This is a genomic window from Vibrio crassostreae, from assembly GCF_041439375.1.
In the GTDB taxonomy this organism is placed as follows: Bacteria; Pseudomonadota; Gammaproteobacteria; order Enterobacterales; family Vibrionaceae; genus Vibrio; species Vibrio crassostreae_D.
Genome location: NZ_JBGONY010000129.1, coordinates 1 through 2,074, shown reverse-complemented (window position 1 = coordinate 2,074; position 2,074 = coordinate 1). Strand labels below are relative to the sequence as shown.

Below are 2,074 nucleotides of genomic sequence, written 5' to 3'. Positions count from 1 at the left end.
AGAGAAGCTGCTTAGTAAACAAGCGAATGATGACAACTACCTTGAAAAACGCCGTTAGTGAACAACTCAAAAACAACAAATGATATTTTGGCTTGGCGCACGAGAGATTGTACGCCACGTCAAGTTATTCTAACGCCCTGTTAAGGTGTGAGCAACGCAATACCGAAGCTGCCGTATACCACCTAAAAACTAAACGCAACGCATAGTAAAAATGCCACGAATTGCGAATCACTCGAAAACAGTTTGCCATGCCACTAAGTACACTTTATGTAAATCAAAGAAGTAACACTTAGCGTATAAAACACTGCCAAAGCCATAATGTTGAAGGTAATTATTATGCCATATGATATTGAAGGAAACTGGAAAGCTGGCTGGGCTTTGCAATTACACACAACTAAAAGTGTAATGTTAGAAAATGGAAGTTTCGAAAATACATATTCTGCAACAGGTCATGCCTTAAACAGACTAAAATACCATAATGAAACGCAGTACATTACGCAATTAGCCGATGAGTTAGTTGCATTTATGCAAACTAGGTATGTTACTCGGTACCTATCTGCAATCGTACCTGCACCGGCTTCAAAAGTTAGACCACTACAACCGGTTTATGCGATAACTCAACAAGTCGCGAGTCGCTTGGGAGTTACTTACGATCCAACATACCTACAAAAAGTAAAAAACACAGCACAACTAAAATCAATCGAATGCCCACAACAACGTAGCAATTTATTACAAGGCGCGTTTAATGTCGATCAACGGTACAGAAACAAAAAAGTCCTGATTATTGATGACTTGTTCAGATCTGGCTCAACTCTTAAAGAATTGACCAAGACGATGTACAATCAAGGGTCTGTAAATGACGTTTATGTTGTTACATTAACTAAAACAAGGGTACATAGATAATGGGTAGCGTTTTTTTTTCTGGTTCAATTAGTATCAAGCGTTTACCTGAACGTATTATTGAAAGCATCAATCAGATAAACGAAATCAAAGAGTTCGAGATTTTAGTTGGTGATGCCGCCGGGTTTGATTCATTACTTCAAAGTTATTGCGAGAAAATTGGGTTCATAAATGTAACTGTATATTCTGTAAATGAAACACCGAGGAACTTTGTAAATAGCTTCAATTTTAAGCAAGTCACAACTCCCGATGGTATCAAAAGTGAACGAAAAAGGCAGACTTATAAAGATGAACAAATGACTGCCGACTCGGATATTAGTTTTGTTGTTTGGGATGAACAAAGCAAAGGTTCTTACAACAACATAATCAGAGCTTTAAAATATAATAAAAAAATAAGAGCATTCTCAACACGCACTGAGCAACCTATTAACGATATAAGTATTGACAGTATAACTCGCATTTACCACAACTCGAACGGATTAGCAGCCACTGAGCTATTAGACGTGCTCTATACAAAGGGAGTAAAAGAGTTTGATACTGTAAAACAGTTAAACAGTTTTCTTGTCGAGCAAAATTACGTACTGAAAGTCCCTGAGGGAAGCAAATCAACTTACAAAAGTGCCAGTGACGCCTACTCATTTGATATTACTCATCGTGGTAAACATTCAGGCGTAAGGTTCAAGTATGAGCTAGCTGAACTGTTGGTCAATAGATTTAAACCTAAAGGTCGAAATGGAGGTTATGGTAGCTTAAGAGGTTAATGAGTAGCGGTCGCATACGCCTTACTAAGTTGTGAGCAACGCAATACCTTAAACACATAAACCAACGCATAGTAAAAATGCCACGTGTTGCGAATCACTCTTAAGCAACTTGTATACCGCTTGGTTGAGGCTAAAATGACCAAAACAAAAACCGCTTAAGAGACCTATTACATGACCACTAGAATTTTAGCCGATGTTGTTGCAAGCATTACTGAGTTGAAAGCTAACCCTATGAAAGTTGCAACTAGTGCTTACGGTGAACCGGTTGCTGTACTGAACCGAAATGAGCCAGCATTTTATTGCGTACCAGCCGAAGCGTACGAAATGATGATGGACAGACTCGAAGATCTTGAACTACTAGTTGAACGAAGCCGCTACGCGGCAGAGTAAAACGAGTGCAAACCATACTCTTG

The 2,074-nt window shown here is 38.8% G+C and carries 3 protein-coding genes; all 3 read left to right on the top strand.

Annotated elements, in window-relative coordinates; all coding sequences use genetic code 11:
- Window positions 1–336: 336 nt before the first annotated feature.
- The 3 genes from ACED45_RS23925 (at window position 337) to ACED45_RS23915 (ending at window position 2,051) form a co-directional block, all read left to right on the top strand.
- On the top strand, window positions 337–903 hold the full coding sequence (locus tag ACED45_RS23925; RefSeq protein ID WP_371715203.1) for a ComF family protein: 567 nt from the start codon (window positions 337–339) through the stop codon (window positions 901–903).
- The gene (locus ACED45_RS23920) at window positions 903–1,661 is read left to right on the top strand and encodes a hypothetical protein (RefSeq protein WP_371715202.1); all 759 of its coding nucleotides are present in this window, start codon (window positions 903–905) and stop codon (window positions 1,659–1,661) included. The genes ACED45_RS23925 and ACED45_RS23920 overlap by 1 nt, the downstream gene beginning before the upstream one ends.
- Before the next feature lie 171 nt (window positions 1,662–1,832).
- A complete protein-coding gene (locus ACED45_RS23915; protein WP_371715201.1) occupies window positions 1,833–2,051 on the top strand; it encodes a type II toxin-antitoxin system Phd/YefM family antitoxin in 219 nt (72 codons plus the stop codon).
- Window positions 2,052–2,074 lie beyond the last annotated feature (23 nt).